The following is a 26,702-nucleotide window of genomic DNA, read 5'->3' as shown; positions in this document are numbered from 1 at the left end:
ATGTGTGGATTGGCGGGAATGTTGTTGCCGGCGCCGGTGGCGTCGGCCGAGGTGCTGCAGGCGCAGGTCCTGGCCATGGGCGAGGCGCTGCACCACCGCGGGCCGGATGATGGTGGCAGCTGGGTCGATGCCGGTACCGGCATCGCGCTGGCACACCGCCGCCTGAGCATCCTCGACCTGTCCCCGCTGGGCCATCAGCCGATGGCCTCGGCCGATGGCCGCTATGTGATGGCCTACAACGGCGAGGTCTACAACTTCGCCGCGCTGCGCGCCGAACTGGAGCCGCTGGGCCACACCTTCCGTGGCCACTCGGATACCGAAGTGCTGTTGGCGTCGATCCTGCAGTGGGGTATCGAAGACACCCTGCAGCGCTGTAACGGCATGTTTGCCATCGCCCTGTGGGACCGCCAGGAACAGTGCTTGTGGCTGGCCCGCGACCGCGTCGGCAAGAAGCCGCTGTACTACGGCTGGGCCGGCGACACCCTGGTGTTCGGTTCGGAACTGAAGGCGCTGTGGCAGCACCCGGCCTTCGACAACGACATCGACCGCGACGCACTGACCCTGCTGTTGCGGCTGGACTACATCCCGGCACCGCACAGCATCCACCAGCGCTGCTACAAATTGATGCCGGGCCGCGTGCTGCGCCTGGACGCCGAAGCCGTAGCGGCGGGTGCGGCCGCGCATCGCCCGGAGCAGGCGCAGCGCCCATACTGGGATGCGCGTGCTCGCATGCAGGCGGCGCTGGCCGCGCCGTTCCAGGGCCGCATCGAAGAGGCCGAGGAACAGCTGGACGCGCTGCTGCGCGATGCAGTTGCGCTGCGCATGGTGGCCGATGTGCCAGTGGGCGTGTTCCTGTCCGGCGGCACCGATTCCTCGCTGGTGGCGGCACTCATGCAGGCACAGAGCGGGCAGCCGGTGCACAGCTTCAGCATCGGCTTCACCGGCTCCGGCCACGACGAGGCGCCGTTGGCCAGGGAGCTGGCTGCGCATCTGGGCTGTGATCACACCGAACTCTACGTCAGTGGCGCCGATGCGCTGGCGGTGGTTCCGCAGCTGCCGTCGATGTTCGATGAACCCTTCGCCGATGCTTCGCAGGTGCCGACCGCGCTGGTCGCCCGGTTGGCACGGCAGGGCGTGACCGTGGCGTTGTCCGGTGACGGCGGCGACGAGCTGTTCTTCGGCTACACCCGCTATGTGCGTGCGCTGCGCAACTGGCAGATGCTGGGCCGTGTGCCGGGCCCGCTGCGGCGCTGGATGGGCGCACGCGCGCAGCAGCAGGGCGAGGCCTCGCGTACCGGTGGCCTGGCCGCGCTGCTGGCCGAGTCCGGCGCGCGTGGCATTGGCGATGTGTACCGCAACCGTATTTCGCGCTGGCGTGACCCGGCCGCTGCGGTGCCGGGCGCGCAGGCGGCAGGCAGTTTCTACGACCTGGCCGACCCGCTGCACGGTGCAGGCACCCCGGCCGACGCGATGATGCTGGCCGATTATGTGACCTACCTTCCAGACGATCTGCTGTGCAAGGTCGATCGCACCTCGATGGCGGTCAGCCTGGAGGCGCGCGCGCCGCTGCTGGACTGGCGCGTGGCCGAGTTCGCCTGGTCATTGCCGCTGGGCTTCAAGCGCAGTGAAACCACCAGCAAGGTGCTGCTCAAGCGCGTGCTGGGCCGTTACGTGCCGCAGTCGATGGTGCACCGGCCCAAGCGTGGCTTCGGCGCGCCGGTCAGCGACTGGCTGAAGGGCGACCTGCGGCCGTGGGCCGAAGATCTGTTGCAGCCGGCGCGGCTGGAGCGCGAGGGCGTGCTGTCGGCGGCGGCCGTGCAGCCGCTGTGGCAGCAGTTCCTCGGCGGCCAGCGCAAGTGGCATACCCACCTGTGGAACGTGCTGATGTTCCAGGCGTGGCAGGCGCATTGGCGGCAGGTGCGCGCCACTGTCACCGGCGGCTGATCTTCACCGGCCTGCACGGGCCCGGCGACTAGGCTGGGCCTCCCGCACCGTGAGGAGTCTGTCCCGATGTCCGTCCCCACCATCGCCGTGTTCGTTGGCAGCCTGCGCAAGGATTCCTGCAACCGCAAGCTGGCCCATGCGCTGGAGAAGATCGCCGGCGACCGCGCGCGCTTCCAGTACGTGCAGATCGGCGATCTGCCGCTGTACGACCAGGATTTCGATGCGCACTATCCGGCGCAGGGTACGCGCCTGAAAGACCAGGTACGCGCCGCCACAGCCGTGCTGTTCGTGACCCCTGAATACAACCGCTCGGTGCCGGGCGTGCTGAAGAACGCTATCGACATCGGCTCCCGCCCGTATGGCGACAGCGCGTTTGCTGGCAAGCCGGCGGCGGTGATCGGCGCCTCCATCGGCCAGATCGGTACCGCCGTGGCCCAGCAGCACCTGCGCAACAGCCTGGCGTTCCTGGACATGCACGTGCTCGGCCAGCCCGAGGCGTTCATCCATTTCAAGGACGGACTGATCGATGCCGATGGCACGGTCCACAACGAGGGCACGCAGAAATTCCTCCAGGGCTACGTGGACCGCTTCCTGGCGCTGATCGCGGTGCACGCCAAGGGCGGTTGAGACCGAGGGGGCAGAGCCCTCTGCTTTGCAGAGGGATCCGACCCCAGCCATGCCCGGGGTCGGATCCCGTCGCGCAGTGGCGGGCTCTGACCCCACGTCCAGCTGGGCGGGCCGGAGCCCGTGCGTTGTACGGGATCCGACCCTGGAGCGTTGATCTGCGATAATGCGCGGCTTGGGCGCCGCAACGGCGTTCATCGCAGGCAGTGCGACGCCCCCATGCCAGTCTGGCCAGGCACCGGCGGATATCCCCCGTTTTTCCACGGCTTATCCACAAGCTTGTCCATGGTCGCCGGGGTCGGTGCATGCCTACACTCGTCTGGCCACTTTCGTAGGAAACACCGCAGCATGTCCGCCCGTTCCGGCTTCCGTTCCAACCGCAGAGAGCGCGGTGATGGCTTTGATCGTGATCGCGACGAGTCGCGCATCGATCAGTTGCGTGTGCCGCCGCATTCGGTGGAAGCCGAGCAGGCGGTGCTGGGTGGGCTGATGCTGGCGCCGGAGGCCTATGACCGGGTCAACGACCAGCTGACCGAGGGCGATTTCTATCGCCGCGACCATCAGATGATCTACCGCGCGATCCGGGAGCTGTCCGAACGTGAACGTCCGTTCGATGCGGTGACCCTGGGCGAGTGGTTCGAATCGCAGGGCAAGCTGGAGCTGGTCGGCGATGGTGCCTATCTGATCGAACTGGCCAGCACCACGCCGTCGGCGGCCAACATCGTGGCCTACGCCGAAATCGTGCGTGACAAGGCGGTGCTGCGGCAGCTGATCCAGGTCGGCACCGACATCGTCAACGATGGCTTCCAGCCTGAAGGCCGCGACAGCAGCGAGCTGCTGGCCTCGGCGGAAAAGAGCGTGTTCGCCATCGCCGAGCAGGGCGCGCGCGGCCGTACCGACTTCGTGGCCATGCCTGGCGCGCTGAAGGATGCCTTCGAGGAACTGCGCAACCGCTTCGAGAACGGCGGCAACATTACCGGCCTGCCGACCGGTTACAACGACTTCGACGCGATGACCGCCGGCCTGCAGCCGACCGACCTGATCATCCTCGCTGCGCGCCCGGCCATGGGCAAGACCACCTTCGCGCTGAACATCGCCGAGTATGCGGCGATCAAGTCGAAGAAGGGCGTGGCGGTGTTCTCGATGGAAATGTCGGCCTCGCAGCTGGCGATGCGCCTGATTTCCTCCAACGGCCGCATCAACGCGCAGCGCCTGCGTACCGGCCAGCTGGAAGACGAGGACTGGAGCCGCGTCACCAGCGCGATCAAGATGCTGAAGGAAACCAAGATCTTCATCGACGACACGCCGGGCGTGTCGCCGGAAGTGCTGCGTTCCAAGTGCCGCCGCCTCAAGCGTGAACATGATCTTGGCCTGATCGTGATCGACTACCTGCAGCTGATGAGCGTGCCGGGCAACAGCGAGAACCGCGCGACCGAAATCTCGGAAATCTCGCGTTCGCTGAAGGGCCTGGCCAAGGAGCTGCACGTACCGGTGATCGCGTTGTCCCAGCTCAACCGCTCGCTGGAAACGCGTACCGACAAGCGCCCGGTGATGGCCGACCTTCGCGAATCGGGCGCTATCGAGCAGGACGCGGACATGATCGTGTTCATCTACCGCGACGATTACTACAACAAGGAAAATTCGCCGGACAAGGGCCTGGCCGAGATCATCATCGGCAAGCACCGTGGTGGTCCGACCGGCTCGTGCAAGCTGAAGTTCTTCGGCGAGTACACCCGCTTCGACAACCTGGCCCACGATTCGGTCGGTTCGTTCGAGTAACGGACGTTCGTTTGGGGCACGGACACAGGCCGGCCCCAACCATTCGGAACGCCAACGTTCCGTATGTGGCGTGTAAATGACATGTAACGCGACGCTTTTACGATTCCGCCGCTGCTGCCCTTCGACGCCGCCCTTCGGCGTCCAGCGTGCCCAAGGAATCCGCCTCCATGCCGTCCCGCGCTCCGCTCCGCCGCAATCTGCTGGCCCTGCTGGTCTGTGCTTCGCTCCCGTCTCTGGCTGCCGCTGAAACCGCCCCCGCCGCCGACGTGCAGTCGGCCACCACCCTCGATTCGGTCTCGGTGATCGGCCGCGGCGAAGCACGCCAGGTGCAGCGCGTCACTGCCGAGGACATGAAGGTGCTGCCGCCCGGTGCCAACCCGCTGAAGCTGCTGGCAACCAAGCCGGGCGTGCATTTTGAGTCGGCCGATGCCACCGGCGCCTACGAATGGTCGACCACCATCAGCCTGCGCGGCTTCAACCAGAACCGCCTTGGCTACACCCTCGATGGCATCCCGCTGGGCAACATGGCCTACGGCAACAGCAACGGCCTGCATATCAGCCGCGCGGTGATCAGCGAGAACCTGGGCGGTGCCGAGGTCTCCACCGGCATCGGTGCGCTGGGCACGCCGTCCACCAGCAACCTCGGCGGCGTGTTCCAGTTCTATTCGATCGATCCGTCCACCGAGTACGGCGTGGTGCTGGCACAGAGCTTCGGCAGCGACAGTGCGCGCCGCAGCTATGCGCGGCTGGATACCGGCGACCATCAAGGCTTCGCTGCCTACCTGTCAGGCGTCTATTCCGAAGGCGACAAGTGGAAGGGCAAGGGCTCGCAGGAACTGAAGCAGTTCAACGGCAAGGCCACCTACAACTTCGGCGTGGACAGCAGGATCACCGCGCTGTTCAATGCGTCTCGCCGCGTCGAGGCCGACTACCAGGATCTGTCGCTGGAGATGATCGACCGCCTCGGCTGGGACTGGGACAACTACGCGCCGGACTGGGATCGCGCGGTCGCCGCCGCACGCGGCAAATTCAGCGGCGGCGTCAACAGCCCATGGGATGCGTACTACTCCGGCCACGGCCTGCGCAACGATGACCTGTCCAGCATCGCCGGCGATTTCGGCCTGAATGAATCGATGCGGTTGAAGGTCAATGTCTACAACCACAGCAACCGCGGCCAGGGCCACTGGTTCAGCCCGTCCAATCCGTCCAACCCGGGCACCAGCCGCGAGATTCCGATCTCGATTCGCACCACCGAGTACGCGATCGACCGCACCGGCGTGACCTCGGCGTTCACCTGGAATGTGGGCGGGCACGAGCTGGAGGCCGGCCTGTGGTACGAGGACAACGGCCACAGCGTGCAGCGCAACTTCTACTACATCGACGGCCCGATCACCGACGACTTCTTCCTGCGCAATCCGGACCAGCGTGTGTGGCACCAGCGCTATACCACCATCACCCGCCAGTTCTACGTGCAGGATCGCTTCCGCCTGTTCGATGATCGCCTGACCATCGACATCGGTGCGAAGTCGCCGCACACCCGTACCAGCGTGCGCACGCCGCTGGGCAGCTACGCCAACAACAGCAGCCTGACCTCGAAGAAGGGGCTGCTGCCGCAGGCCGGCTTCAACTTCAAGCTCAACGAAGGCAATGAGATCTTCGGCTCGTTCGCCAAGAACATCGCCGCCTATGCACTGGGTGTCGGCAGTCCGTTCAATGTGCCGCAGGCCGCCTTCGACAGCAGCGCAAAGAACCTGAAGCCGGAACAGTCGCGCACCATCGAGCTCGGTTGGCGTGGCTACGGCCGCGGCTATGAAGCCTCGGTGGCGGTGTACGACGTCAAGTTCGACAACCGCCTGCTGGCCATCGCGCAGTGCGTGGGCATCCTCGGTTGCCCGGCGCTGTTCTCCAACGTCGGTTCGGTGACCAGCCGTGGCGCCGAGGCAACCTTGCAGCTGAAGCCGATGCAGGACCTGACCTGGTCCAATGCGCTGTCCTGGAATGACAGTACCTACGACAACGACTATGTGAACAACGGCGTGGTGCCGACCCGTGGCAAGAAGACCGTCGATACCCCGGAATGGATGTTCGCCAGCACCCTGGCCTGGACCCCAGGCCCGTGGGACATGCGCCTGGCCGCCAACCACGTCGGCAAGCGCTACGTGACCTACACCAATGACGTGTCGGTGCCGAGCTACTGGCTGGTGAACGCTTCGGTGGCCTATGACTTCGGCAAGCTGGGTCCGGCGCAGAACCTGACTGTTGCGCTGAACCTGACCAACCTGACCGACAAGCGCTACCTGTCCTCGATCAACACCAATGGCACCTACGCCGCTGACCCGACCCGCAGCCTGGCGACCATGCAAGTCGGCGCGCCGCGCCAGGTGATGGCCACCGCCACCGTGCATTTCTGATGCGCGGGCCTGTCGATCCGGAAAGCCGTCGTCGCCTGCTGCGCATGGCGTGGCAGGGCACGGGGGCGGCGATCGCGCTGGCGGCGATGCCGGGGCTGGCCACGGCCGGCCCTCGGCCGCGGCTGGGGCGCGATCCGTTCACCCTCGGCGTTGCCGCCGGCGATCCGGATCCGCAGGGCGCGGTGCTGTGGACGCGGCTGGCCCCGGACCCGCTCAACGGTGGTGGCATGCCATCGCGGGCGGTGCCGGTGCGCTGGTTCGTGGCCGAAGATCCGGGCATGTGCCGGCTGGTGCAGCGCGGTGTTGCTGCAGCGGTGCCCGAGTTGGCCCATTCGGTACATGTGGAAGTCAGCGGCCTGCGCCCGGGCCGTGACTACTACTATCGTTTCGCCTGCGATGGCGATGAGGAAAGCGCGGTCGGTCATTTCCGCACCGCGCCGCTGCCGGACACGCAGCTGCAGCAGCTGCGGTTGGCGCTGTGTACCTGCCAGGCCTGGAACAGCGGCTACTACCCGGTGCTGCGCGATATCGCCCAGAGCGATATCGACCTGGTGCTGCATGCTGGCGACTACCTGTACGAGTACAGCCCGCTGCAGAACGCACGTGGGCGCGCACTGGATGCCGAGCGCTTCAGCGGCGAGACCGTCAGCCTGGAGCGCTACCGCGACCAGTACGCGCTGTACAAGCTCGATCCGGATCTGCAGGCTGCGCACGCCGCGCATGCGTTCGCGGTGATCTGGGATGACCACGAGGTGCAGAACGATTATTCCGGCATCCATCCGGAGAAGCCTGGTGTATCGACCGAAGACTTCATCGTGCGTCGTGCCGCCGCCTACCGCGCGTTCTACGAACACCTGCCGATGCGCAGCTCGCCGGCGGGCAATGGTGGCCTGCGCGTACACCGGCGGCTGCGCTACGGCGATCTGGCACAGCTGACCCTGCTCGATTGCCGCCAGTTCCGCCCGGCCAATCCCTGTGGCGTGGGCGAGTCGCCACGCTGTGATGCTGCACTGGACCCGCGCATGAGCATGCTCGGCACGGGCCAGGAGGCGTGGTTCGCGCAGTCGATGGCGGCCGCGCAGGGCACGCGCTGGAACGTGGTGGTGCAGCAGTTGCTGATGGCGCAGCTGCGGCTGGACGGTGGTACGCCACGCGAGCGCTTCTGGAATGACGCCTGGGATGGCTATCCTGCCGCACGTATCCGGTTGCTGCAGGCAATGCAGGCGGGCGGGCAGGGTAATGCCATCGTGTTGGGTGGCGACTGGCATTCCACCTTCGTCAACGATCTGAAGCTGGATTTTGACGCGGCCAGTGCGTCGGTCGTGGCCACCGAATTCATCGCCCCGGCGATCAACAGTGGCGGCGACGACACACCGTATGGACCGTATTACGGGCCGTCGATACCGCAGAACCCGCACATCCGCTATTTCGACGGCGACCGCCGTGGCTGGTGGAAGCTGCAGCTGAACCGGCAGACCGTGGACGCCGAGCTGCGCTTCGCCGACAGCGTGCTGCGTGCGGATGCGGCGGTGCGTACAGCGGCCCGTTTCCAGGTGACCCACGGCAGTCCGGGCGCGGTCCCGGTGTAAATCCCTGCGGTAGTGCCGGCCGCTGGCCGGCAACCTCATGAATCTCCGGTTTCCCCACCACCGGTTTCATCGCCCCCAGCCCGGTTTCGTCGCAAACCGTTTGCGGGCGGCGGGGGCAGGGCGCCATGGTGTCCGCAGGCGGCAAGGTGCCGCCACAAGGAGACCGTGATGAAGACCCTGTTCGCGCTCGGTGTGTGGTGCCTGCTGTTCGTGCTGTGCTGGCCGCTGGCGATCCTCGCCCTGATCGCCTGGCCGTTCGTCTGGCTGCTGAGCCTGCCGTTCCGCCTGGTCGGCATCACCTTCTCGGCGCTGTTCGCGTTCCTGCGCGCGCTGTTCATGCTGCCGGCGCGCCTGCTCGGTGGCGGTCCGGTGGCCGCATGAGGGCGGTGCTGTTGGCCGCGCTGGCGCTGCTCGCGGGGCCGGCACTGGCTTCACCTCCAGCACCGCCATCGGTGTGGCTGGAGCGCCAGCAGACTGCCGCTGCCGACGAGGCGGATGCAGCGGCGGCCAACGCGGTCAAACCCAAGGAGCACTGCCGGGTAGTGAAGGAATGGAAGGCGGGTGAAACCGTGGTCCAGCACCGGATCTGTGATGATCCGCCGAAGAAGCCGGCTGAAAAGGTGTAGCGCCGAGCCGATGCTCGGCTCTTCTCCCGGGATAGCCGAGCGTGGGCTCGGCTCTACATCATCAGCGCCAAGAAAAAACCCCGCCGAGGCGGGGTTTTTTCTTGGCTGGAGTGTGCCGACCAACGGTCGGCACCCACCTGGATGCAGATCAGTTCGCCTTGTGGATGGCGCGCTTGCTGACCGCCATCGCTGCGTCGTGGATCACTTCCGACAGCGACGGGTGGGCGTGGCAGATGCGGGCCAGGTCATCGGCCGAGCCGCTGAACTCCATGGTCAGCACGCCTTCGTGCACCAGCTCGGAGACGTTGGCGCCGACCAGGTGCATGCCGAGGATGCGATCGGTTTCGGCATGGGCCAGGATCTTCACGAAGCCTGCGGGCTCGATCATCGCCACGGCACGGCCGTTGGCGGCGAACGGGAAACTGCCGGCCTTGTACGGGATGCCTTCGGCCTTCAGCTGGGCTTCGGTCTTGCCGACCCATGCCAGTTCCGGCTCGGTGTAGATGACCCACGGGATGGTGTCGAAGTTGACGTGGCCCGGCAGGCCGGCGATCAGCTCAGCCACCGCGATGCCTTCCTCGAAGCCCTTGTGTGCCAGCATCGGGCCGCGCACGCAGTCGCCGACCGCCCACACGCCGTTGACGCCGGTGTGGCAATGCGCATCGACTTCGATCTGGCCACGCTCGTTGATCTTGACGCCGGTGCCTTCGGCCAGCAGGCCCTTGGTGGCGGCGCGACGGCCAACGGCCACCAGCAGCTTGTCCACGGTCAGGGTCTTTTCGCCTTCGCTGTCGGTGTAGGTGACAACGACTTCCTTCTTCTTGCCCTTGCCGGTGATCTCGGTCTTGGAGACCTTGGCGCCGAGGCGGATGTCCAGGCCCTGCTTCTTGAATTCCTTGGCAGCGGTCTTGGCCACTTCGGCGTCGGCCACGGCCAGGAATTCCGGCAGTGCTTCGAGGATGGTGACTTCAGCGCCCAGGCGCTTCCACACGCTGCCCAGTTCCAGGCCGATCACGCCGGCGCCGATGACTGCCAGGCGGTTCGGCACTTCGGTGAAGTCCAGGCCGCCGACGTTGTCGACGATGGTATCGCCGTCGAACTTGGCGAACGGCAGTTCGATCGAATCCGAACCGGCGGCGATGATGACGTTGGTGCCCTTCAGCTCGACTTCCGAGCCGTCGTGCTGCTTCACCTTGACCACGTTGCCCGGCTGCAGTTCACCGAAGCCGTAGTAGGTGGCGACCTTGTTGGCCTTGAACAGCATGGCGATGCCGCCGGTGAACTGCTTGACGATCTTGTCCTTGCGGCCAACCATCGCTTCGACGTCCATCTTGGCATCCTTGAAGCTGATGCCGTGGTCGCCAAAGATGTGGCCCATGTTCCAGAACTGGCGCGAGGAATCCAGCAGCGCCTTGGACGGGATGCAGCCCACGCGCAGGCAGGTGCCACCCAGGGCCGGCTTGCCGTCCTTGCCCAGCGCTGCGTCGATGCAGGCGGTCTTCAGGCCCAGCTGTGCGGCGCGGATGGCAGCGTGGTAACCGGCCGGGCCGGCACCGATGACGACGACGTCGAATTGTTCAGCCATTGAATTATTCCTTGATGCATTACCAGAACCCCTCCGCGCAGGCGCGGAGGGGCGGGAGGTTTCTTACAGGCCGAACAGCATGCGGCCCGGGTTTTCCAGCTGGTTCTTGATGTCCACCAGGAACTGCACCGAGTCCTTGCCGTCGATGATGCGGTGATCGTAGGACATCGCCAGGTACATCATCGGCGCGATCACGACCTGGCCGTTCTGGGCGATCGGACGCTCCTTGATGGCGTGCATGCCCAGGATGGCGCTCTGCGGCGGGTTGATGATCGGGGTCGACAGCAGCGAACCGAAGGTGCCGCCGTTGGTCACGGTGAAGGTGCCGCCCTGCAGTTCTTCCAGGCTCAGCTTGCCGTCACGGGCCTTCTTGGCGTAGTCGGCGATGGTGCGCTCGATGTCGGCGAACGACATGCGCTCGACGTTGCGCAGCACCGGCGTGACCAGGCCCTTCTCGGTCGACACGGCGATCGAGATGTCCGAGTAGCCGTGGTAGATGATGTCATCGCCGTCGATCGAGGCGTTGACCAGCGGGAAGCGCTGCAGCGCGTTGGCAGCGGCCTTCACGAAGAAGCTCATGAAGCCCAGCTTGATGCCGTGGGCCTTGACGAACTCGTCCTGCAGTTCCTTGCGCGCGGCCGACACCTTGGACAGGTCGACTTCGTTGAAGGTGGTCAGCATGGCGGTGGAGTTCTTCGACTCCATCAGGCGCTCGGCGATGCGCTTGCGGATGCGGGTCATCGGCACGCGTTCTTCCGGACGTGCGCCACCGGCCTTGCCGGCGCCGCCGTTGCGGGCGAAGTTGACGATGTCTTCCTTGGTCACCGCGCCGCGACGGCCGGTGCCATCGACGTCAGCCGGATTCACGCCTTCAGTGATGGCAGTGAAGCGGGCGCCCGGCGGCAGCGCGTCAGCGGCCGACTTGGCAGCCGGAGCCGGAGCAGCGGCGGCAGCCGGCGCAGCAGCGGCCGGAGCGGCGGCAGCAGCCGGAGCGGCTTCAGCGGCCGGCGCCGGAGCAGCGGCCACGGCGCCTTCTTCGATGATCGCCACGACCTGGCTGGAGGTCACGGTCGCGCCTTCGGCGAACTTGATTTCCTTGATCACACCATCGACCGGCGACGGCACTTCCAGAACGACCTTGTCGGTTTCCAGGTCAAGCAGGTTTTCGTCGCGCTTGACGGCGTCGCCCACCTTCTTGTGCCAGGTGGCGATGGTGCCGTCGGCGACGGATTCGGGCAGTACCGGGGCTTTGACTTCGGTGGCCATGCGGGAGCTTCCTGGTTTGTCTTCTAAATAGGGGGAGAGTTATTCAGCGAACGAGTCGTTGAACGGGTTGACCAGTGCATCGGCGACCAGCTGCTGCTGTTCGCGGACGTGGTCAGCCATGTGACCGGCAGCCGGCGAAGCCGAACGTGCGCGACCGGCGTAGTGCAGGTTCTGGCCATCGGCCAGGCAGAACTGCAGGTGGTGGCGGATCTGGTACCACGCACCCTGGTTCTGCGGTTCTTCCTGCGTCCACACCACGTCGGTGGCCTTGCCGTACTTCTTCAGTTCGGCAGCCAGCAGCGCACGCGGGAACGGATACAGCTGCTCCACGCGGATGATCGCCACGTCGTCCTGGCCACGCTTGGTCTGGTCTTCCAGCAGGTCGTAGTAGACCTTGCCCGAGCACAGCACCACGCGCTTGACCTTCTTGGCATCGGCATTGGCATCGCCGATCAGGTGCTGGAACTCGCCATTGGCCAGCTCGTCCAGGGTCGACACGGCCAGCTTGTGGCGCAGCAGCGACTTGGGCGACATCACCACCAGCGGCTTGCGGGTGGTCAGGTGCTGCTGGCGACGCAGCATGTGGAAGGCCTGCGCCGGGGTCGACGGCACCACCACCAGCATGTTCTCCAGCGCGCACAGCTGCAGGAAGCGCTCCAGGCGCGCCGAGCTGTGTTCCGGGCCTTGCCCTTCATAGCCATGCGGCAGCAGCAGGGTCAGGCCGGAAATGCGGCCCCACTTGGCTTCACCGGCGGCGATGAACTGGTCGATCACCACCTGGGCGCCGTTGGCGAAGTCGCCGAACTGGCCTTCCCAGATGCACAGGGTGTTCGGATCGGTGGTCGAGAAGCCGTATTCGTAGGCCATCACCGCTTCTTCGCTGAGCAGCGAATCGATGATGGTGGCCTTTTCCGGCGAATCCACCAGCTGCCGCAGCGGCAGGTAGTAGTTGTCGGTCTTCTGGTCGTGCAGGATCGCGTGGCGGTGGGTGAACGTACCGCGGCCGACGTCCTGGCCGACCAGGCGCAGTGCATTGCCTTCGTCCAGCAGGGTGGCGTAGGCCAGGTTCTCGGCAAAGCCCCAGTCGCCCGGGATCTCGCCAGCGGCCATCTTGCGGCGGTCGTCGTAGACCTTGGACACGCGCGAGTGCAGCTGCACTTCTTCCGGCACGGTGTTGATCAGCTTGGCCAGTTCGACCAGCTTGTTCTTCTCGACCTTGGTCGAGATCGGATCGGACAGCTTGCCTTCCAGCAGCTTCGGCCAATCGACGAACAGCGGGCTGCTCGGCGGGGTCTTCTCGACCTTCGCCAGCTCGGTGGTCACTTCACCGGCATCCAGCTTCTCGCGGTACGCATCGACCATCGCCTTGCCTGCGCCAGCGGCGATCACGCCCGCCTTTTCCAGCTGCTCGGCGTACATCTCGCGGGTGGTGGCGTGCTTGCGGATCACCTGGTACATCAGCGGCTGGGTGATCGCCGGCTCGTCGGCCTCGTTGTGGCCCCAACGGCGGTAGCACATCAGGTCGATGACCACGTCCTTGGCGAACTTCTGGCGGAATTCGAAGGCCAGCTGTGCAGCGAACACCACTGCTTCCGGATCATCGCCGTTCACGTGCAGCACCGGGGCGGCGATCATCTTCGCCACGTCGGTGGCATAGCGCGTGGAGCGCGTATCCAGCGGGTTGGAGGTGGTGAAGCCGACCTGGTTGTTGACCACGATGTGCACGGTGCCGCCGACGGCGAAGCCGCGGGCCTGCGACATCTGGAACAGCTCCATGACCACGCCCTGGCCGGAGAAGGCCGCGTCGCCGTGGATCAGGATCGGCATCACCTGCTTGCGCGCGGTGTCCTTGCGGCGTTCCTGGCGCGAACGCACCGAGCCGGCCACGACCGGGTCGGCGATTTCCAGGTGCGACGGGTTGAACGCCAGCGCCAGGTGCACCGGGCCACCTTCGGTGGCCACGTCGGCCGAGAAGCCCATGTGGTACTTCACGTCACCGGCCGAGGCGTGCTCGTCGTGCTCGAACTTGCCTTCGAATTCGTCGAACAGCTTGCGCGGGTTCTTGCCGAGGGTGTTGACCAGCACGTTCAGGCGGCCGCGGTGGGCCATGCCGACCACCACATCCTTGACGCCATCCTTGCCGGCGCTGCGGATGATGGTGTCCATCATCGGGATCAGCGAGTCGCCGCCTTCCAGCGAGAAACGCTTCTGGCCGACGTACTTGGTGTGCAGGTAGCGCTCGAGGCCTTCGGCTGCGGTCAGGCGCTCCAGCGTGCGGCGCTGGGTGTCAGCGTCCAGCTGGTAGTTGCCGCCGGCCAGTTCCAGCTTCTTGTAGATCCACTGGCGCTGCTCGACCTCGGAGATGTGCATGAACTCCGCACCGATCGAGCCGGTGTAGGTCGCCTTCAGGCGTGCCAGCAGGTCGCGCAGCTTCATGCGCGGCTGGCCGCCGACGCCACCGGTGCTGAACTCGCTGTTGAGGTCGCCATCGGACAGGCTGTGGAACGGCAGGCCCAGGTCCGGGGTGTTGACCGGAGCAGCCAGGCCCAGCGGATCCAGGCGGGCGTCCAGGTGACCGCGCGAACGGTAGGCGGTGATCAGGCGACCGACATTGCGCTCACGCTCGTCGCCTGCACCGGTGCCGGTGCCAGCTTTCAGCGCATCCTTGGCTGCGTCCGCGATGTGGGAGATGACAGCCGAGTGGGGAATGTCACCTGCTTCGCGGCCCTTGAAGCCGTCGAAGTAGGTTTTCCATTTGGGATCGACACTATCCGGGGAGACCAGGTACTGCTCGTACAGGTCCTCGACATAGGAGGCGTTGCCGCCGGCGAGTTGCGAAGATTGCGCAAACTGCTTCAGTTGATTGTCCACGATGGAGGGTGCTGATTCGCTTTGTGGGGTATGGCTTCAGAAGGACCCGGCACGAAGATGAATAGCCATGCACGGGCGCGTTCAAACAGCCAAATTGTACCCCCAACCGGACACGAAGGGGCACCACCAAGGGCATCGCGCGTCCCCCGGTGCCGCTTCCAGACAGGTTGGGTCAGCTGCGCTGGCTCAGATGCCGAGCGCGCGCAGTTCACTGCAATCGCGTGAACGGTCCCAGATGCGCTGCAATTGCTGCTCGAACGGCTGCGAACGTGCCGGTAGCGCGATGCCGGCTTCGCCGTCGAGACGATGCCCGATCAGACGAAAGTAGAAGTCGCCTGCGTCATTGAGCAGGCAGGCCGAAGCCAGCGCACGGTCGACCGGGTCGGTGACCTCGCGGAACTGGATCACGCTGGGCAGACGCTGGGCCAGCGCCAGCAGTGGCGCTCCGGCTGAGGCGATCGCAGCCGCATCGTGCACGATCACCCGCAGCTGCTTGTCGTGGCGGGCGGTGGCGAAGCGACGCAGGGCCGCCTGCACCGGCGGCGCATCCAGCAGGCCCGGATCCAGCTGGCGGCTGTGCAGCCACAGCTGGCGGCGGGCGCGATGGATGATGGCGGTGGTGATGGCCAGCGCCTCGGCGCGGCTGTCGATGGCGCTGGCGGCGTCCAGCCGGCGGCGCATCTGCTGGTGACCGATGCCGGCCTCCTCGAACACCTCGCTTTCGGGCAGGAAGCCCTGGCGGGCATAGAAATCGCGGGCGGGCAGCTGGGCGTGCAGGTGCAGCTCGGCCAGCCCGAGCCGCCGCCCGGCCTCGACCAGCGCCTCCAGCAAAGCCTCGCCCACCCCATGGCTGCGATGGCTGGCCAGTACCGCCATGCGGCCGATGCGGCCGTCCGAGGCCAGCCGGCCGGTGCCGACCGGCTGCCCGTCGCCATCCAGCGCCAGCACATGGGCGCTGACCGGGTCCAGCGCGTCGCGTTCCAGCTCGGCGGCGATGCCCTGTTCCTGCACGAACACGCGCTGGCGTACCTCGTGGATGGCGACGTGGGCATCGGCGTGACTGACCTGCTGGACCCGGATCATGGTGGCGACTCAGGCGCGGCCAGCACCGCTGTCGTCTTCCTCGTCGTCCTCGAAGTTGACGATAACCTCGATGCCGTCGTCGTGCACGGTCACGGAGTGGACATCGTCGGACACCGCGTCAGCGTCGATCGCATCCACGCGGTCACGGCCTTCGACGACTTCGCCGAGCACCACGGCATCCTCACCGTCGTCCTCGTCTTCGGCCTCATACATCTCGTTCGGGTCGATCAGCTGGAACACACCGCCGACCAGCAGCTGCTGGACCGCAGCGCGGCCCTTGTCGGACAGGCCGCGGTAAGCGGCGGCGTCCAGCTGTTCGGCACCGGCCAGGCGCTGCGCGTCCTTGACCGGCAGCGCGAAGTCCCGGCCGCTGACATACAGGCTGGCGCCACGCTTGGCCCGGCGCCAGGCCAGGCGTGCCCACGGGTGGCGCTGCAGCAGCAGGCCGGAGGCCAGCGCCTCGATCACTTCCTCCGGGGCCGGAGCAGCCTGGTGGGGCATCACTTCGCCGGCGGCACGGTAGGTGGTGATGAAGCGGCCGAACCAGTCACCCAGCTTGTCCGGATCGTTCATGCGGATGGCGTTGAGCGCGGTGATCACCCGAGCCATCGCCACCGTGTCGATTTCGTTCGGGTCGGCCGGTACCTTCAGGTCGCCATCCTGGTAGCGGATGTTCTCGTCGGCATCGGCGATGAGGGTGTCCAGGTAGTCGCTGATCAGCTCGGCCGACGCTGGCGCGCGCATGCCGAACGAGAAGGTCAGGCAGGGGTCTTCGGCGACGCCGTGGTGCGGCACGTTCGGCGGCAGGTACAGCATGTCGCCCGGTGCCAGCACCCAATCGTGGGTCGGCTTGAATACCTTCAGCAGCTTCAGCTCCACGTCGGGGCGGAAGCCCAGCGGCGGCTGCTTGCCCTTGATCGATTCACTGGCATCGATCTGCCAGCGGCGGTGGCCCTGGGCCTGCAGCAGGAACACGTCGTACTGGTCGACGTGGGCACCAACCGAGCCTCCGGTGGCGGCAAAGCTGATCATCACGTCATCCATGCGCCAGCGCGGCAGGAAGCTGAAGTGCTCGATCAGCGCACGCACGTCCTTGTCCCACTTGTCCACGTCCTGCACCAGCAGGGTCCAGTCGCGGTCGGGGAGGGCGGGGAAGATCTCTTCCTGGAACGGGCCGGTGCGTACGCGCCAGCCATCCTGGGTCTTGTCATGCTCGATCAGGCGGGCCAGCACGCCTTCTTCGCAGGCCAGGCCGGCCAGGTCTTCCGGCTGCACCGGGGTCTGGAAATCCGGGAAGGCGTTGCGGATCAGCAGCGGGCGCTTCTGCCAGAAATCGCGCAGGAAGGTGGCCGGCGCCATGCCCAGCGGCTGGCCGGGGCGGGCGGTGACTTCGATGAGGGGGGCGGAGGACTTGCGGGCGGCCATGGGGGAATCCTTGCAGCGGAAAGCGGGAGGGGCGGCGCGGCGGGCCGCCAAGGCCTCCATTGTCCGACGTTCGCCGGGATTGCGCACGTGCGCGGGTTTGTCGCGGGGTGTCCGGCCAACGGCGGAGCCCCTCGTGGCGGGTGGTTGGGTTGGTCGCTGAAAGCAAAAGCCGCGCTTGGCCGGGCGGGTGGGCCATGCAGGGGACGCTGCAAGTACGTCCTTGTAAGCTCGATGGCGCCATCCATGGCGCCAACGCCCCTGCATGGCCCACCCGCCCGGCCCCTGACAGTTTCCTGCGCGGCCCGCCACGGAATGGAAGAAGAAAAGCAAGGCAAAAGCGGGTCGCGCGCTGCGCTTGCTCATGCTCCTGCGCTCGTGGGGTCAGATCCCTTTTCCAATGGAAAAGGGATCTGACCCCATCGGACAAACGAAAGAGGGACGCGGCGAAGCCGCGTCCCTCTTTCAAATTCCGTCCCGACAACCCACCGCTCTTCGATCCGTCACCGGGAATCTGTCAGAGGTGGGGCGGGTTGGGTTCGCGGGACCGTTGGCGCCATGGATGGCGCCATCGAGCCCCCAAGGACGGGTTCACGGCGTGTCCCGCGAATCCAACCCGCCCCGCCAAGCACGGCAAAAACCCAGAGCCGCTATTGACGTTGATGTTGCTGTTGCTGTTGCCTGCCGCAGGCAGCGCCCGCGGCCGCCGCCGCAAAGGAAACCCCTTAAATCTTCTTCGCCAGCGACTCGGCCAGACCGGTGTAGCTGCCCGGGGTCATCTCCAGCAGGCGCTGCTTCGCATCCGCCGGCAGCTCCAGCCCCTGCACGAACGCGCGCATCGACTCGGCGGTGATGCCCTGGCCGCGGGTCAGCGCCTTCAGCTGTTCGTACGGGTTCGGCAGGCCGTGGCGACGCATCACCGTCTGCACGGCCTCGGCCAGCACTTCCCAGGCTGCATCCAGATCGGCGTCCAGGCGCTGCGGGTTCACTTCCAGCTTGCCCAGGCCCTTGGCCAGCGAATCCAATGCCACCTGGCTGTGGCCGAACGCGGTACCCAGTGCACGCAGCACGGTGGAGTCGGTCAGGTCACGCTGCCAGCGGCTGATCGGCAGCTTTGCGCTGAAGTGCTCGAACAGCGCGTTGGCGATGCCGAAGTTGCCTTCGGCATTCTCGAAATCGATCGGGTTGACCTTGTGCGGCATCGTCGACGAGCCGACTTCGCCTTCCTTCAGGCGCTGCTTGAAGTAGCCCAGCGAAACATAGCCCCAGATGTCGCGCGCCAGGTCGATCAGGATGATGTTGGCGCGGCGCGCGGCATCGCCGATCTCGGCGATGTTGTCGTGCGGCTCGATCTGCGTGGTGTACGGGTTGAACACCAGGCCCAGACCGGTCACGAAGCGCTCGGCGAAAGCCGGCCAGTCCACGTCCGGGTAGCTGGCGATGTGGGCGTTGTAGTTGCCCACCGCGCCGTTGATCTTGCCGGTCAGTTCGACGGCGGCGATCTGCTTGCGCTGGCGTTCCAGGCGGGCGACCACGTTGGCCAGTTCCTTGCCCAGGGTGGTCGGCGAGGCGGTCTGGCCGTGGGTGCGCGACAGCATCGGCTGGCCGGCCTGGGCGTGGGCCAGGCTGCGCAGGCTGTTGGCGATGCCGTCCAGGGTCGGCAGCAGCACCTCGCGGCGGGCCTGTTCCAGCATCAGGCCATAGCTGAGGTTGTTGATGTCTTCGCTGGTGCAGGCGAAATGCACGAATTCCAGCGCCGGGGCCAGCTCGGCGTCGTCCTTCAGCTGTTCCTTGATGAAGTACTCCACCGCCTTGACGTCATGGTTGGTGGTGCGCTCGATCTCCTTCACGCGCGCGGCCTGGGCCGGGCTGAAGCTGGCGGCCAGGGCGCGCAGGCGGGCGATGGCGGCGTCGGAGAACGGCGCCAGCTCGACGATGCCCGGCTCGGCGGCCAGGGCCAGCAGCCATTCCACCTCAACCGTGATGCGGGCCTTGATCAGGCCGTACTCGGAGAAGATCGGGCGCAGGGCGTCGACCTTGCCGGCATAGCGGCCATCGAGCGGGGACAGGGCGAGCAGGGCGGAATCGGACATGTCGGCAGGGCTGGGGCGAGCGGCGGGGGCCATATTCTACGACGCGTGGCTTTCGCATGCTCGGTAGCGCCGGGCCATGCCCGGCGGATGGTGGCCGAGCTGTGCGCTCGCCGGGCATGGCCCGGCGCTACCCGTGTAAACGACCCTGCGGACGGAACGATCTGGCCCGTCCCCGTCATCCCGTGTCACCGGCAAGGGAGTATCGTTGGCGCAGCCGCCAGCCCGGGAAGCGACACCCTGCCAGCCGCCGCTTCCCTTTCCCCAACTGAAGTAGTGCGGAGTTGATGCAATGAGCAAAGCTGCAAGCAAGGGTTTCAGAATCGAACACGACAGCATGGGCGAGCTGCAGGTGCCTGCGGACGCCCTGTGGGGCGCACAGACCCAGCGTGCCGTGCAGAATTTCCCGGTGTCGGGCCAGCGCATGCCGCGCGGTTTCATCCGCGCGCTGGGCCTGGTCAAGGGCGCCGCCGCGGGCGTCAACGCAGAGCTGGGCCACCTGCCGAAGAACGTGGCCAAGGCCATCCAGACCGCCGCGGCCGAAGTGGCCACCGGTGAATGGGACGCGCATTTCCCGATCGACGTCTACCAGACCGGTTCGGGCACGTCGTCGAACATGAATGCCAATGAGGTCATCGCCACCCTGGCCAACCGTGCCGGCAAGGCGGGCAAGACCAGCGTGCACCCCAACGACCACGTCAACCAGGGGCAGAGCTCCAACGACGTGATCCCGACCGCGCTGCGCGTGTCGGCGGTGCTGGCGACCCATGAGCAGCTGCTGCCGGCGCTGGTACACCTGCGCAAGACCCTGGACAAGAAGGGCCGCAGCCTGCGCAAGGTGGTCAAGACCGGCCGTACCCACCTGATGGATGCGATGCCGCTGACCTTCGAGCAGGAGTTCGGCGCGTGGTCGGCACAGCTGGCGTCGGCGCAGGAGCGTATCGAAGACAGCCTCAAGCGCGTGCGTCGCCTGCCGCTGGGCGGCACCGCCATCGGCACCGGTATCAACGCCGATCCGCGCTTCGGTACCCAGGTGGCGAAGGCGCTGAAGCAGCAGACCGGTTTCAAGTTCGACAGTGCCGAGAACAAGTTCGAAGGCCTGGCCGCGCAGGACGATGCGGTGGAACTGTCCGGCCAGCTCAATGCGCTGGCGGTGGCACTGATCAAGATCGCCAATGACCTGCGCTGGATGAACGCCGGTCCGCTGGCTGGGCTGGGCGAGATTGAACTGCCGGCCCTGCAGCCGGGCAGCTCGATCATGCCGGGCAAGGTCAATCCGGTCATTCCGGAAGCGACGGTGATGGCTTGTGCACAGGTGATCGGCCACCACACCGCCATTACCGTGGCCGGCCAGACCGGCAACTTCCAGCTCAATGTCACGTTGCCGCTGATCGCGGTGAACCTGCTCGATGGCATCGGCCTGCTGGCCAATGTGTCCACCCTGCTGGCCGACAGCGCGATTGCCGGGCTGAAGGTGCGCGAGGACCGCGTGGCCGAGGCGCTGGCACGCAACCCGATTCTGGTCACCGCACTGAACCCGATCATCGGCTACGAGAAGGCCGCGGCGATTGCCAAGCGCGCCTACAAGGAACAGCGCCCGGTGCTGGACGTGGCGCTGGAAGACAGTGGCCTGGCCGAAGCCGAGCTGCGCCGCCTGCTGGATCCGACCGCGCTGACCGCCGGTGGCATCCAGGCCGGTGGTGGTGGCGCGGGCGGTTGATCTACCGGTTGTGTAGCGCCGGGCCATGCCCGGCGAACCGCCGGAGGGCCGCGCGCTGCGCTCGCCGGGCGTGGCCCGGCGCTACCGGGTCAATGAGAAACGCCGCCCTCGGGCGGCGTTTCTTTTTTCAGCGACGGTCAGCGACGATGTTGCCGAAGGTGTCGGTGTAGTCCTTGAACTCGGGGATACGCTGGATCAGGTCAGACGGAATCACTTCCATGCCTTCGGGCGGCTGGATCTTCACCGGCTGCATGTTGGGATCGGCCGGTGCGGCCACCAGGGTGTTCTGGCGCAACACCTGCAGCTTGCCGAACATGGTCTGCAGCATCTGCTTCTGCGCGTCGTCCAGCGGAATCTGGATTTCGTCCATCTTCATCGTGCCATCGGCGAGGATGATGATGTTCGGCGCGGGTGGGCGACGCACGGTGACCATGCCTTCGCTCACGGAAATCTTGGGCTTGCCGCGCTCGGCGCGGTGGTTGCGGTAATCCTTGTCACAGCCAACCAGGCCCAGGCAGAGCAGGGCGGCCAGCAGCAGGAACAGTTTCTTCATGGCGGTTTGATCGGGTGCATCCGGGGCGGCCATTGTAAGCCCGCGCAGGCAGCGTCGGCCGGCAACGCTTGCGCGCTGCCGGCCGGGTGCGCTCATTTGCCGCAGTCAGAGATTGACGGTGTGGCCCTTGCCGGTGTCCTTGCCGCAGTCGTCCACGTCGCTCTGGTCCATCGTCGCGTAGGGCTTGAATGCCGGCAGTTCGCGCGCCAGCGCCTGCTGGCTGGCCAGCATCGCGGGCAGGCGGTCGCAGATGCGCTTGGCCTGAGCCTCGATCTTGGCGGCTTCGGCGTTGATGCGCTTCTCGACGCCTTCGCTGTCACCGCTGAAGATGCCCTTCAGCGCCTCGCCGGCGGCACTGGCGCCAAGCTTGGCACCGGCCAGGCCGACGTCCATGCCGTCCATCGCGATGGCGACCACGTGGCCGCGGTACTCCAGCAACTGGCGGCGCTGCGCGTCGTTGGCAACGACGTCCTTGCCCGCGATCAGCAGGTGGCCGTCCGGGGTGATTTCCGCGCGCGGCTGCTTGTCGGCGGAGATCTTGATGTTGCCCTGGGCGATGTCCTTGCGGGCATCGTTCATGGCGTCCTTGACGGTCTCGCCGACGCCGCTGGTGGCCTCGGCAACACTCTTGCCGACGGTCTTGTCAGACGAGGAAGAGGTGCCGCCACAGGCGATCAGCGGCAGGCACAACAGGGTGGCAGGCAGCAGGCGCAACAGGTTCATGGTATTCCCCTGGGATCGGTTGGCTGAGAGTTACTTGTTGCGCGGCAGGGTGACCTTGCCGCTGACATTGCGGTGGCCGACGTCACCGCTGCCGCTGTGGTCGACGGTCAGGCTGCCGCGCACGCCATCGACCTGGATGTCGCCCGAGCCATGGCTGCGGACGTGCACATTGCCGCCGATGTCGGTGAGATCGACGCCGCCGGAGCCGACCACGCCCACCTCGACATTGCCCTGCACGCGCTTGAACTCGATGTCGCCCGAGCCGACGGTGTCCAGCCGCGCGTTGCCACGCACGTCGGTGATCTTCAGGTCACCGGAGCCGACCGTGCCGGCAATGGCATCGCCGCCGATGTTGCGCGCCGTAACGTCGCCCGAGCCGAGCGACAGCAGATTCAGGGAGCTGCCGCCATCGATGTCGAGGTCGCCCGAACCCACCGCGGCATGGATGCTGCCCCGGGTACCGCGGACCACGGCGTCACCGGAACCCACGTCCACGCTCAGCGACTGTGCGTTCTCCACGCTGGCATCGCCCGAGCCGATCTTGAACTGCAGCGGCATGTTGTCCGGCACGCTGCCACGGATATCCAGCCAGGCGTAGCTGTTGCCCAAGCTGATGCCGCTTTGGCGGCCGTCGCGGCGCAGGCTCACCACCAGTTTGTCGCCGACCTTGCGCTGCTCCAGCACCAGCTGGTCCAGCCATTCCTGGCTGGACGCGCAGGCGCGGCCGTCCAGCTGACCGCCGCCAGCGCTGGCGACCACCTTCAGGTCATGCTGGTTGACCTCGAACACCACCGCCTTGGCACCGGCCACGTCCAGCTTCAACGTGCGGGCGGCAGTGAACTTGCAGTTCTGTGCATCGGTCGCAAGGGCCGACAGCGGCAACAGCAACAACGCGGTACAGGCGAGCAGGGAACGCATGGGTGGTGCCTCCGGGTGGATGGAATCAGATCTCGCCGGCGCGCTTGCGCAGGCGGATGGCGAGGAAGATGAACACTGCACCGACGGCAGCACCGATCCACAGTTCCGGCATCGCCAGTGACTTCAGCTGCGAAGCCGGGGACATCAGGCTGACCACCGAATCCAGGTCGCGCCGCGAACCGGCGCTGAGGCGGTACACCAGGTCCATGCCCGGCACGCCGCCCAGCAGCAGGCGGCCGACGATGTTCTGCCAGAACCAGCCGGTGCTCAGGCCGAACAGCGGCATGATCTTGGTGGTGCTGACGATGACGCCGGCAAACAGCGGCAGCATTACCGCCCACAGGAACGGCTTGCTCTTGGCCCAGGCCGAGCACAGCAGCAGCCAGCCTGCGGTAGGCAGTGCCCACAGGGCATAGACCGGAATCCAGGACAGGTGGCCGGCGGCCAGGGTCAGCGGGCTGGCCGGACCCCAGATCAGGGTCATCGGGCTGCCACCATGCATCAGGGCCACGATGCTGATGATCAGCATGAAGCCGAACATGGTGATGATGCCGGCGATCACCGCGATCAGCGGTGCCACCACCAGTGCACTGATCACCTTGGACAACACTGTCTGGGTGTCCGACAGCGGCAGCGACTTCCAGAACAGGATGCTGCGGTCGCGGCGGTCGTCGTACAGGGCGCCCAGGCAGTAGAAGAACACCACGAAGGCCAGCACCAGGAACGGCCATGCCGAGCTCAGCACCAGGGTCAGGTCGAGGCCGTTGCCGAGGTCGGTGAGGTCCTTGCTGTCGATGTTGCGGGTGAGCAGTGCCAGGTCCAGGCCGTTGACGTTCACGCTTTCGCCATCGACATGGAATCCGCCGTTGCGCGCGGCGCGATTCAGCGCGAACAGGCCGAAGGCGATGCCGACGGTACTCATCACCAGCGAAATCAGGCCGGCGATCAGCGGGGCATACAGGAATCCTCCGCGGTTTTCCCAGTACTCGCGCTTGAGCAGCCAGCGCAGCGTGCCCAGTGGGCTGACGGGGTGGTTGACGGCATTCATGCGTAGGTCCCCTTCATGATGGCGACGAACAGGTCGGCCAGGCCCGGGCTGCGGGTCTCGCCAAGGGTGGAAAGCTGGGAGCGCGGCACGCCATCGAACAGCATCACGGTCTTGCCGAACGTCAGGCTGCGTTCGTCGATCGGCTTCAGGGCGCGCGCGGTATCCAGCTGATCGGCGTTGACCAGCAGCTCGGTGTAGCGCCGTCCGACCTCGTCCATTTCCGCATCAAGCACGATGCGGCCGTCACGGATGAACATCACGTCGCTGAGGATGTGTTCGATCTCTTCCACCTGGTGGGTGGTGACGATGATGGTCTTCTGCTCATCGAAGTAGTCTTCCAGCAGGCGCTGGTAGAACTCCTTGCGGTACAGGATGTCGAGGCCCAGGGTGGGCTCGTCCAGCACCAGGATACGGGCATCGATGGCCATCACCAGCGCCAGGTGCAGCTGCACGATCATGCCCTTGGACAGTTCGCGCACGCGCTGCTTCGGCTGCAGCTTGGTGTTGGCCAGGAAGCGCTCACAGCGGGCGCGGTCAAAGCGCGGATGGACGCCGGCGACGAAATCGATCGCCTCGCGGACCTTCAGCCAGCGCGGCAGCACGGCGACATCGGCGATGAAGCAGATGTCGTTCATCAGCTCATCGCGATGCAGCCGCGGATCGCGGCCGAGCACGCTCAGCTCGCCTTCCACCGAGGTCAGGCCGAGCACGGCTTTCAGGGCAGTGGTCTTGCCGGCACCGTTGGGGCCGATCAGGCCGATGATGCGCCCGCTCGGAATGCTGAAGCTGGCATTGTCGAGGGCGACGGTGGTCTTGTAGGCCTTGCGCAGGCCTTTGGCGGTGATGACGGCATCGCCGGATGCAGCAGTAGTGGGACTGGCATTCATCAGAATTTCCCCTGGGGCAGCAATTCGTCGAGGCTCAGGCCCAGGCGCTGGATGCGCTCCAGGACCGCTGGCCATTCTTCATTGAGAAAGCGTTCGCGTTCGCTGCTGCGCAGCTGCGTGGCCGCCTGTTCGGTCATGAACATGCCCAGCCCGCGGCGCTTTTCGACCAGGCCTTCGTCGGCCAGTTCCTGGTAAGCGCGCGAAACGGTGATGGGGTTGAGCTGGTAGTCGGCGGCCACCTGGCGCACCGAAGGCAGGGCATCGCCCGGCTTGAGGATTCCGTCGAGCATCATGGCGATCACGCGCTCCTTCAACTGACGGTAGATGGGAGCACCGTCGCTCCACTGGATGTCGCTCATATTCAGCTCCGTGGGGTCAGCGGCTGGGCGAACGAGAAGTACGGCATGGACAGGGAGCTGTGCAGCCGACGCGGGGGGGGGGGGGAGGGGGCAGCATTGCCTGCCGGTGAAGTGGTCGCGTCCTGCGCACTGTCGGTTGAAGCGGGGGAGGTTGGCGCGGCCAGCCAGGCCAGCACGATCAGGGTCGAAACGGCAGCGGCCGCGGGTGCGGTGAGGTTGCGACGTATCCGGGCGTTCATGGCTTCCCCCTGTCTCAGGTGACTGGTGTTGTATGCAACTATAACACCGGCACGCCGTCGTGCAAGTCCTTGCCGGCCCCAACTGATGGCAGGGGTGGTCATGGTGCTGAAACATCCATTCAAGATTTTGATTTTGAAGGGAAATAAAATAATTCGGGTGAGCAACCCAGGTCGACCTTGCATTCAGTGATGTGCATACCATGTCATTACTCCGCCGGGGTTGAAGAACGCTCCATCCAAAGGCCATGCCGCGCAAAGTGGCGGCGGGCTGCCGCAATCTGGGCCGCAAAGGCCCGGTGCTATAGTTCGGCCGATCCCCGGCCGGTGCTGGCCGGGCCCCTGTTGAATGGCTACCGCGGACCGCTCCTGATGCCCCTGCCGACTGTTTCCTCGCGCCGCCTGCGCGGCCTGTCCCTGCTGGTCCTGATGGTGGCCGGCGCTGCTGGTTCCGGCAGTGCCCTTGCTGCCGATCTGCTCGACCTGGATTACCGGCCGCTGGCCGGCAAGCAGCAGGTCAACCTGCAGCAGCGCTACCAGGGGCAGGTGCTGCTGGTGGTCAACACCGCCAGCAAGTGCGGCTATACCCCGCAGTACGAAGGGCTGGAAGCGCTGCAGAAGCGCTATGCGGGGCGTGGCTTCGCCGTGCTTGGTTTCCCGTCCAATGATTTCAAGGGCCAGGAGCCGGGTGACGAGAAGCAGATCCAGGATTTCTGCACGCTGACCTACGGCGTCAAGTTCCCGATGTTCGAGAAGGTGCATGTGGTGGGGGCGCAGGCAACGCCGCTTTACCAGCGGCTGAGCGCAGCCACCGGCGTAGCCCCGGCCTGGAACTTCCACAAGTACCTGGTCGGCCGCGATGGCAAGGTCATCGCCCAGTTCGCCAGCAAGGTGACGCCGGATGATGCACAGCTCACCGCCGCCATCGACAAGGCGCTGGCCGCTGCCGCCACGCATTGATATCCGGC

21 protein-coding genes are annotated in these 26,702 nt (G+C 66.1%); 9 read left to right on the top strand and 12 right to left on the bottom strand.

Features of this window, described 5'->3' with window-relative positions; genetic code table 11:
• The 7 genes from asnB to SMAL_RS13385 all read left to right on the top strand — a co-directional run bounded on the left by asnB (nucleotide 1) and on the right by SMAL_RS13385 (nucleotide 8,973).
• Nucleotides 1-1,944, top strand: a complete 1,944-nt coding sequence (gene asnB / locus SMAL_RS13415; protein ID WP_012511586.1) for an asparagine synthase (glutamine-hydrolyzing) — start codon at nucleotides 1-3, stop codon at nucleotides 1,942-1,944.
• A 66-nt stretch (nucleotides 1,945-2,010) separates the two neighbouring features.
• Nucleotides 2,011-2,571, top strand: coding sequence for an NADPH-dependent FMN reductase (locus SMAL_RS13410; RefSeq protein WP_006377197.1), 561 nt, complete (start codon nucleotides 2,011-2,013; stop codon nucleotides 2,569-2,571).
• Between the two features lie 345 nt (nucleotides 2,572-2,916).
• Nucleotides 2,917-4,347: a replicative DNA helicase gene (locus SMAL_RS13405; protein WP_006377195.1), complete on the top strand. Its 1,431-nt coding sequence runs from the start codon at nucleotides 2,917-2,919 to the stop codon at nucleotides 4,345-4,347.
• A 167-nt stretch (nucleotides 4,348-4,514) separates the two neighbouring features.
• On the top strand, nucleotides 4,515-6,758 hold the full coding sequence (locus tag SMAL_RS13400; RefSeq protein WP_012511585.1) for a TonB-dependent receptor family protein: 2,244 nt from the start codon (nucleotides 4,515-4,517) through the stop codon (nucleotides 6,756-6,758).
• Complete coding sequence (locus tag SMAL_RS13395) at nucleotides 6,758-8,347, top strand: alkaline phosphatase D family protein (RefSeq protein WP_012511584.1); 1,590 nt, start codon at nucleotides 6,758-6,760, stop codon at nucleotides 8,345-8,347. Before SMAL_RS13400 ends, SMAL_RS13395 begins: the two co-directional genes overlap by 1 nt.
• A gap of 168 nt (nucleotides 8,348-8,515) precedes the next feature.
• Nucleotides 8,516-8,728 (top strand): hypothetical protein, encoded by a 213-nt coding sequence (locus tag SMAL_RS13390; RefSeq protein ID WP_005410275.1) that lies wholly within the window; start codon nucleotides 8,516-8,518, stop codon nucleotides 8,726-8,728.
• A complete protein-coding gene (locus SMAL_RS13385; protein WP_012511583.1) occupies nucleotides 8,725-8,973 on the top strand; it encodes a hypothetical protein in 249 nt (82 codons plus the stop codon). The genes SMAL_RS13390 and SMAL_RS13385 overlap by 4 nt, the downstream gene beginning before the upstream one ends.
• Nucleotides 8,974-9,121: 148 nt before the next feature.
• On the opposite strand, the gene lpdA is transcribed toward SMAL_RS13385, so the two are convergent.
• The 6 genes from lpdA to purB all read right to left on the bottom strand — a co-directional run bounded on the left by lpdA (nucleotide 9,122) and on the right by purB (nucleotide 19,293).
• Nucleotides 9,122-10,558, bottom strand: coding sequence for a dihydrolipoyl dehydrogenase (gene lpdA, locus SMAL_RS13380; RefSeq protein ID WP_012511582.1), 1,437 nt, complete (start codon nucleotides 10,556-10,558; stop codon nucleotides 9,122-9,124).
• A gap of 63 nt (nucleotides 10,559-10,621) precedes the next feature.
• Nucleotides 10,622-11,824: a dihydrolipoyllysine-residue succinyltransferase gene (sucB, locus tag SMAL_RS13375; protein WP_012511581.1), complete on the bottom strand. Its 1,203-nt coding sequence runs from the start codon at nucleotides 11,822-11,824 to the stop codon at nucleotides 10,622-10,624.
• Nucleotides 11,825-11,863: 39 nt separating this feature from the next.
• The gene (locus SMAL_RS13370; RefSeq protein ID WP_012511580.1) at nucleotides 11,864-14,695 is read right to left on the bottom strand and encodes a 2-oxoglutarate dehydrogenase E1 component; all 2,832 of its coding nucleotides are present in this window, start codon (nucleotides 14,693-14,695) and stop codon (nucleotides 11,864-11,866) included.
• A 186-nt stretch (nucleotides 14,696-14,881) separates the two neighbouring features.
• The gene (locus tag SMAL_RS13365; protein ID WP_012511579.1) at nucleotides 14,882-15,778 is read right to left on the bottom strand and encodes a GNAT family N-acetyltransferase; all 897 of its coding nucleotides are present in this window, start codon (nucleotides 15,776-15,778) and stop codon (nucleotides 14,882-14,884) included.
• A gap of 9 nt (nucleotides 15,779-15,787) precedes the next feature.
• Nucleotides 15,788-17,203: a ribosomal protein uL16 3-hydroxylase gene (locus SMAL_RS13360; RefSeq protein ID WP_012511578.1), complete on the bottom strand. Its 1,416-nt coding sequence runs from the start codon at nucleotides 17,201-17,203 to the stop codon at nucleotides 15,788-15,790.
• Between the two features lie 722 nt (nucleotides 17,204-17,925).
• Nucleotides 17,926-19,293: an adenylosuccinate lyase gene (gene purB, locus SMAL_RS13355; RefSeq protein ID WP_012511577.1), complete on the bottom strand. Its 1,368-nt coding sequence runs from the start codon at nucleotides 19,291-19,293 to the stop codon at nucleotides 17,926-17,928.
• 289 nt (nucleotides 19,294-19,582) lie between these two features.
• On the opposite strand from purB, the gene SMAL_RS13350 reads away from it, so the two are divergent.
• Nucleotides 19,583-21,010, top strand: a complete 1,428-nt coding sequence (locus tag SMAL_RS13350; RefSeq protein WP_012511576.1) for a class II fumarate hydratase — start codon at nucleotides 19,583-19,585, stop codon at nucleotides 21,008-21,010.
• Between the two features lie 127 nt (nucleotides 21,011-21,137).
• Here the strand turns inward: SMAL_RS13350 and SMAL_RS13345 are convergent, their stop codons facing one another.
• The 6 genes from SMAL_RS13345 to SMAL_RS13320 all read right to left on the bottom strand — a co-directional run bounded on the left by SMAL_RS13345 (nucleotide 21,138) and on the right by SMAL_RS13320 (nucleotide 25,498).
• Nucleotides 21,138-21,563 (bottom strand): hypothetical protein, encoded by a 426-nt coding sequence (locus SMAL_RS13345; protein WP_041864559.1) that lies wholly within the window; start codon nucleotides 21,561-21,563, stop codon nucleotides 21,138-21,140.
• 105 nt (nucleotides 21,564-21,668) lie between these two features.
• The gene (locus SMAL_RS13340) at nucleotides 21,669-22,286 is read right to left on the bottom strand and encodes a YggN family protein (RefSeq protein ID WP_006376929.1); all 618 of its coding nucleotides are present in this window, start codon (nucleotides 22,284-22,286) and stop codon (nucleotides 21,669-21,671) included.
• Nucleotides 22,287-22,316: 30 nt separating this feature from the next.
• Nucleotides 22,317-23,204, bottom strand: coding sequence for a GIN domain-containing protein (locus tag SMAL_RS13335; RefSeq protein WP_012511574.1), 888 nt, complete (start codon nucleotides 23,202-23,204; stop codon nucleotides 22,317-22,319).
• Nucleotides 23,205-23,229: 25 nt separating this feature from the next.
• Nucleotides 23,230-24,252 (bottom strand): ABC-2 transporter permease, encoded by a 1,023-nt coding sequence (locus SMAL_RS13330; RefSeq protein WP_006376924.1) that lies wholly within the window; start codon nucleotides 24,250-24,252, stop codon nucleotides 23,230-23,232.
• The gene (locus SMAL_RS13325; protein ID WP_006376922.1) at nucleotides 24,249-25,139 is read right to left on the bottom strand and encodes an ABC transporter ATP-binding protein; all 891 of its coding nucleotides are present in this window, start codon (nucleotides 25,137-25,139) and stop codon (nucleotides 24,249-24,251) included. The genes SMAL_RS13330 and SMAL_RS13325 overlap by 4 nt, the downstream gene beginning before the upstream one ends.
• Nucleotides 25,139-25,498, bottom strand: coding sequence for a GntR family transcriptional regulator (locus tag SMAL_RS13320; RefSeq protein WP_012511573.1), 360 nt, complete (start codon nucleotides 25,496-25,498; stop codon nucleotides 25,139-25,141). Before SMAL_RS13320 ends, SMAL_RS13325 begins: the two co-directional genes overlap by 1 nt.
• A gap of 608 nt (nucleotides 25,499-26,106) precedes the next feature.
• Here SMAL_RS13320 and SMAL_RS13315 point away from each other — a divergent pair.
• A complete protein-coding gene (locus tag SMAL_RS13315) occupies nucleotides 26,107-26,694 on the top strand; it encodes a glutathione peroxidase (protein ID WP_012511571.1) in 588 nt (195 codons plus the stop codon).
• Nucleotides 26,695-26,702 lie beyond the last annotated feature (8 nt).

The sequence above is a fragment of the Stenotrophomonas maltophilia R551-3 genome, assembly GCF_000020665.1.
GTDB classification, from domain to species: domain Bacteria; phylum Pseudomonadota; class Gammaproteobacteria; order Xanthomonadales; family Xanthomonadaceae; genus Stenotrophomonas; species Stenotrophomonas maltophilia_L.
This window is presented reverse-complemented; position numbering and strand designations above follow the sequence as displayed.

Coding starts and splice junctions, on each gene's coding strand:
- SMAL_RS13330 (WP_006376924.1), bottom strand. CDS start 24,252: ATGAATGCCGTCAACCACCCCGTCAGCCCACTGGGCACGCTGCGCTGG.
- SMAL_RS13405 (WP_006377195.1), top strand. CDS start 2,917: ATGTCCGCCCGTTCCGGCTTCCGTTCCAACCGCAGAGAGCGCGGTGAT.
- purB (WP_012511577.1), bottom strand. CDS start 19,293: ATGTCCGATTCCGCCCTGCTCGCCCTGTCCCCGCTCGATGGCCGCTAT.
- SMAL_RS13320 (WP_012511573.1), bottom strand. CDS start 25,498: ATGAGCGACATCCAGTGGAGCGACGGTGCTCCCATCTACCGTCAGTTG.
- SMAL_RS13325 (WP_006376922.1), bottom strand. CDS start 25,139: ATGAATGCCAGTCCCACTACTGCTGCATCCGGCGATGCCGTCATCACC.
- SMAL_RS13345 (WP_041864559.1), bottom strand. CDS start 21,563: ATGAAGAAACTGTTCCTGCTGCTGGCCGCCCTGCTCTGCCTGGGCCTG.
- SMAL_RS13365 (WP_012511579.1), bottom strand. CDS start 15,778: ATGATCCGGGTCCAGCAGGTCAGTCACGCCGATGCCCACGTCGCCATC.
- sucB (WP_012511581.1), bottom strand. CDS start 11,824: ATGGCCACCGAAGTCAAAGCCCCGGTACTGCCCGAATCCGTCGCCGAC.
- SMAL_RS13340 (WP_006376929.1), bottom strand. CDS start 22,286: ATGAACCTGTTGCGCCTGCTGCCTGCCACCCTGTTGTGCCTGCCGCTG.
- SMAL_RS13410 (WP_006377197.1), top strand. CDS start 2,011: ATGTCCGTCCCCACCATCGCCGTGTTCGTTGGCAGCCTGCGCAAGGAT.
- SMAL_RS13385 (WP_012511583.1), top strand. CDS start 8,725: ATGAGGGCGGTGCTGTTGGCCGCGCTGGCGCTGCTCGCGGGGCCGGCA.
- SMAL_RS13395 (WP_012511584.1), top strand. CDS start 6,758: ATGCGCGGGCCTGTCGATCCGGAAAGCCGTCGTCGCCTGCTGCGCATG.
- SMAL_RS13360 (WP_012511578.1), bottom strand. CDS start 17,203: ATGGCCGCCCGCAAGTCCTCCGCCCCCCTCATCGAAGTCACCGCCCGC.
- SMAL_RS13400 (WP_012511585.1), top strand. CDS start 4,515: ATGCCGTCCCGCGCTCCGCTCCGCCGCAATCTGCTGGCCCTGCTGGTC.
- SMAL_RS13350 (WP_012511576.1), top strand. CDS start 19,583: ATGAGCAAAGCTGCAAGCAAGGGTTTCAGAATCGAACACGACAGCATG.
- SMAL_RS13335 (WP_012511574.1), bottom strand. CDS start 23,204: ATGCGTTCCCTGCTCGCCTGTACCGCGTTGTTGCTGTTGCCGCTGTCG.
- lpdA (WP_012511582.1), bottom strand. CDS start 10,558: ATGGCTGAACAATTCGACGTCGTCGTCATCGGTGCCGGCCCGGCCGGT.
- SMAL_RS13390 (WP_005410275.1), top strand. CDS start 8,516: ATGAAGACCCTGTTCGCGCTCGGTGTGTGGTGCCTGCTGTTCGTGCTG.
- SMAL_RS13315 (WP_012511571.1), top strand. CDS start 26,107: ATGCCCCTGCCGACTGTTTCCTCGCGCCGCCTGCGCGGCCTGTCCCTG.
- asnB (WP_012511586.1), top strand. CDS start 1: ATGTGTGGATTGGCGGGAATGTTGTTGCCGGCGCCGGTGGCGTCGGCC.